This window comes from Enterobacter sp. K16B (assembly GCF_020216105.1).
Lineage (GTDB): Bacteria > Pseudomonadota > Gammaproteobacteria > Enterobacterales > Enterobacteriaceae > Enterobacter > Enterobacter sichuanensis.
In genome coordinates, this window is sequence record NZ_JAIWJZ010000105.1 from 1 (window position 1) to 4,524 (window position 4,524).

Consider the following 4,524-nt stretch of genomic DNA (forward strand, 5'->3'; position numbering starts at 1 on the left):
TCATAACCCGAAGGTCGTCGGTTCAAATCCGGCCCCCGCAACCAACACTTCTAAAACAATAAACACCCTTAAGGGTGTTTTTTTGTTTTTGTCATTTGTGAATTTGCCGGGCGTTCACCCGGCTTGAAAGATTTACCCGCGTCGTGCCAGCGTCGCCCCGTCAGAGAAATACGCCCGGATCCCTGCCAGAATCGACTCCGCGACCTCTTGCTGGAATTTGGCCGTTTTGAGCTTACGCTCCTCTTCCACGTTACTGATAAATGCCGTTTCGACCAGAATAGACGGAATATCCGGCGCCTTCAGTACCGCAAACCCGGCCTGCTCAACGCTGTTTTTATGCAGCTTGTTGATGTTACCCAGCTTACCCAGCACCGCTTTACCAAACTTCAGGCTGTCGTTGATGGTCAGCGACTGCACCATGTCGAACATGGTGTGGTCGACGTAGCGGTCGCCGCTTTTACTCACGCCACCAATCAGGTCCGAGGCGTTCTGGGTGTCCGCAAGGTATCGCGCCGCGGTACTGGTCGCACCTTTGGTGGACAGCGCAAACACCGACGAGCCGCTTGGCTGACGGCTGGTAAAGGCGTCCGCATGGATCGACACGAACAAATCCGCGCGCTGCTTCTGCGCTTTGGCCACCCTGACCTTCAGCGGGATAAACACATCCTCATTACGCGTCATGTAGGCGCGCATATTGCCTTCTTTATCAATCAACGCCTTCAGACGACGAGCGATTTGCAGCACCACGTCTTTTTCACGCGTGCGATATTTCCCCACCGCGCCTGAGTCTTCGCCGCCGTGGCCAGGATCGAGCATGATCACGATCGGGCGATCGCGCCCTGCTTTTCCCGGCTGCGGGCCGCTTTGCGCAGGAGGGACCTGTTTCTCAAGGTTGCCCTGGTTGTAGTCTTCCAGCAGCGCCAGCAGGGGATCCTGAATGTCCGTCGCATTCGCCGGGTAGAGATCCATCACAAGACGCTCTTTGAACGTGGCCACAGGCGCAAGGGCAAACAGCTGCGGCTTCACGTTCTGCTTCAGTTCAAACACCATGCGCACGGTTTGCGGATCAAACTGCCCCACGCGCGCCGATTTAATAAACGGATCGTCGCCGCGGATCTGTGCCGCCATCCCCTTCAACACGGAGTTGAGGTTTACGCCTTCGAGATCCACCACCACACGTTCAGGGTTACTGAGGGCAAATTGCTTATATTTCAGTACGCGGTTGGATTCGACCGTCACGCGCGTATAGGTCGACGATGGCCAGACGCGCACCGCCACGACCTGACTGGTGGCGGCAAGACCGACCTGACTGACGCTAAGCAACCACATTGCCCCGGCCCCTTTTAACAAACGGCGGCGGCTTATTGCTGAATTGGATCCCGACATGCTTCTCCCGAGCAAGAACACTGACTGATATACAAAATGTCCAGATTGACCGAAAACTTTAACGAATGACGCATAAACTGTCATCTATAAAAGGGTAAACAATCCTGTGCTAACGCACGGATTACTTATCGATTTCTGTGGGGCGCGGAAAATTTACGCTTGCACACGCGGCCACAATCGAATAAAAATACAGAAATTGCGAATAAACATTCATTAAGGGTTGTGCCATGGTGAAGGAGCGTAGAACCGAACTGGTCCAGGGATTCCGCCATTCTGTTCCCTATATCAACGCCCATCGGGGAAAAACGTTTGTCATCATGCTTGGCGGCGAAGCCATTGAGCATGAAAATTTTTCCAGCATCGTCAATGACATTGGCCTGCTGCACAGCCTCGGGATCCGCCTGGTGGTGGTCTATGGCGCACGTCCGCAGATCGATGCCAACCTGGCCGCTCATCACCACGAGCCGATTTATCACAAACACACCCGCGTAACGGATGCGAAAACCCTTGAACTGGTGAAACAGGCCGCTGGCCTGCTGCAGCTGGATATTACGGCTCGCCTGTCGATGAGCCTGAACAACACGCCGCTGCAGGGCGCGCATATCAACGTCGTGAGTGGCAACTTTATCATTGCCCAGCCGCTCGGCGTGGACGATGGCGTCGATTACTGCCACAGCGGACGCATTCGTCGTATTGATGAAGAAGCCATTCACCGCCAGCTCGACAGCGGTGCCATCGTGCTGATGGGTCCGGTGGCGGTTTCCGTGACCGGTGAAAGCTTTAACCTCACTTCAGAAGAGATTGCCACGCAGCTGGCGATCAAGCTGAAGGCGGAAAAAATGATTGGGTTTTGCTCCTCCCAGGGGGTGGTGAACGATGAAGGGGTTATCGTGCCAGAGCTCTTCCCGAATGAAGCCCAGGCCCGCGTTGAAGCGCTGGAAGCAGAAGGCGATTACCACTCCGGCACCGTGCGTTTTCTGCGTGGCGCCGTGAAAGCCTGCCGCAGCGGCGTGCGCCGTAGCCACCTGATCAGCTATCAGGAAGACGGTGCCCTGTTGCAGGAGCTGTTCTCCCGCGACGGTATCGGCACCCAGATTGTGATGGAGAGTGCGGAGCAGATCCGCCGCGCCACCATTAACGATATCGGCGGCATTCTGGAGCTGATCCGCCCCCTCGAACAGCAGGGGATTCTGGTGCGTCGTTCGCGCGAGCAGCTGGAGATGGAGATCGACAAATTCACCATTATTCAGCGTGATAACCTGACCATTGCCTGCGCCGCGCTCTATCCGTTCCCGGAAGAGAAGATCGGCGAAATGGCCTGCGTGGCGGTGCATCCTGACTACCGCAGCTCGTCACGCGGTGAAATGCTGCTTGAGCGCGTGGCAGCGCAGGCGCGCCAGATGGGCCTGAGCAAGCTGTTTGTGCTGACGACGCGCAGCATTCACTGGTTCCAGGAGCGTGGGTTTACGCCGGTGGATATTGATTCGCTACCGGAAACGAAGAAAGAGATGTACAACTATCAGCGGCGCTCAAAAGTGCTGATGGCGGATCTGGGGTGAGACTACGCCCTCACCGTCCGGCGAGGGCTTTTGTTTACAGAGACTCAAATATCGCGCTCAGCCCGCTTCGACGTTCCGTGCGGGTGGCAATCGCCTGCACCAGCACGCGTTCATCGGTATACAGCGACAGGCGCTGACGCGCGCGCGTAATGGCAGTATAGATCAGCTCGCGGGTAATGACGGGTGATAGCTGCGTGGGCAGGATCAGCGCCGCATGGTTAAACTCAGAGCCCTGGGATTTATGCACCGTCATCGCCCATGCGGTTTCATGCTCAGGCAAACGGCTCGGCTGGAAAGACTTCACGCTACCATCCGGCATCTGGAACCAGACGCGCAGCCCCTGGCCGCGATCGAGCGCAATTCCAATATCCCCGTTAAACAACCCCAGCGCGCTGTCGTTGCGGGAGATCATCACCGGTCTTCCTTCATACCAGCGCGAATGCGGGGTACGGTGTATTTTACGCTTTTGCGCCAGCAGCTGTTCCAGCCTGTCGTTCAGGCCGCTGACGCCAAAGGGTCCTTCTCTCAGCGCACAGAGCAACTGATATTCGCCAAACGCGGCTATCACCTGCTCCGGTGTGCTTTGCTGCTGTACGCCCCTCAGGAAGTGCTGATACCCCAGCAGGGCATCATCAAGCATCGCCTGATACTCCTCCCCGTTTTGCAGCGATTTTTTCTCAATATCCGTAAAGGTGCCGTCAAAGACCGCACAGGTGGTGTGACGGTCCCCGCGGTTCACGGCCGCCGCAAGCTGGCCAATGCCGGAGTCGCTGCCGAAACGGTAGCTCTTTTGCAGCAGACACAGGCTGTCGCGCAGAGCCCCCGCAAGGGAATGGTTTTCAGAGACGAGCGAACATCCCGTCAGACGCGCTAACTCCTGCGCGCGTTCCGCGGTATACCCCAGGCTGGCATAGGTGCAGATATCGCCGAGTACAGCCCCGGCTTCCACGGAGGCAAGCTGGTCACGATCGCCGAGAAAAATGACGCGCGCGTGAGGCGGCAGAGCCTCAATCAAACGTGACATCATCGTCAGGTCAATCATCGACGCTTCATCCACCACCAGCACATCCAGATGCAGGGGGTTACCAGCATGATAACGCAGCCGCTGGCTACCCGGCTGCGCGCCAAGCAGCCGGTGTAGCGTGCTGGCTTCGTTGGGGAAAAGCGCGAGCTGCTCGCCGGTAAGGGGTAATTTTTGCAGCGCCCCGCCTAACGACTCCGTCAGACGCGCCGCCGCTTTACCGGTAGGGGCCGCCAGGCGAATACGGCACTTTTGCTCACCCGAGAGCTGAATCAGCGCAGCAAGCAGCTTCGCCACGGTGGTCGTTTTCCCGGTGCCCGGGCCACCAGATATCACCGAGATCCGTCGCGTTAACGCCACGGCGGCCGCCACTTTCTGCCAGTCTGTTTCGTTCTCAGAGGTAAACAGCGTATCCAGCACCTGCCGAAGCTGCGCTTCATCGCAGGGAAGCGGGGCGTTCGTCTCACTAAAGAAGCGCGCCACCGTCAGTTCGTTGCGCCACAGTCGGTTAAGATACAAACGCTCGCCGGTGAGGATCATCGGCGTACCGGTATCGGT

Annotated in this window: 3 protein-coding genes; 1 reads left to right on the forward strand and 2 read right to left on the reverse strand. The window is 57.4% G+C overall.

Features of this window, described 5'->3' with window-relative positions:
• Positions 1–132: 132 nt before the first annotated feature.
• Complete coding sequence (gene amiC, locus LDK53_RS18180; protein WP_025760261.1) at positions 133–1,386, reverse strand: N-acetylmuramoyl-L-alanine amidase AmiC; 1,254 nt, start codon at positions 1,384–1,386, stop codon at positions 133–135.
• A gap of 227 nt (positions 1,387–1,613) precedes the next feature.
• Here amiC and argA point away from each other — a divergent pair, with 227 nt between their 5' ends.
• A complete protein-coding gene (gene argA / locus LDK53_RS18185; RefSeq protein WP_014885072.1) occupies positions 1,614–2,945 on the forward strand; it encodes an amino-acid N-acetyltransferase in 1,332 nt (443 codons plus the stop codon).
• A gap of 34 nt (positions 2,946–2,979) precedes the next feature.
• On the opposite strand, the gene recD is transcribed toward argA, so the two are convergent.
• The coding region (gene recD, locus LDK53_RS18190; protein WP_225287755.1) for an exodeoxyribonuclease V subunit alpha at positions 2,980–4,524 on the reverse strand (1,545 nt) is incomplete at its 5' end.

Coding starts and splice junctions, on each gene's coding strand:
- amiC (WP_025760261.1), bottom strand. CDS start 1,386: ATGTCGGGATCCAATTCAGCAATAAGCCGCCGCCGTTTGTTAAAAGGG.
- argA (WP_014885072.1), top strand. CDS start 1,614: ATGGTGAAGGAGCGTAGAACCGAACTGGTCCAGGGATTCCGCCATTCT.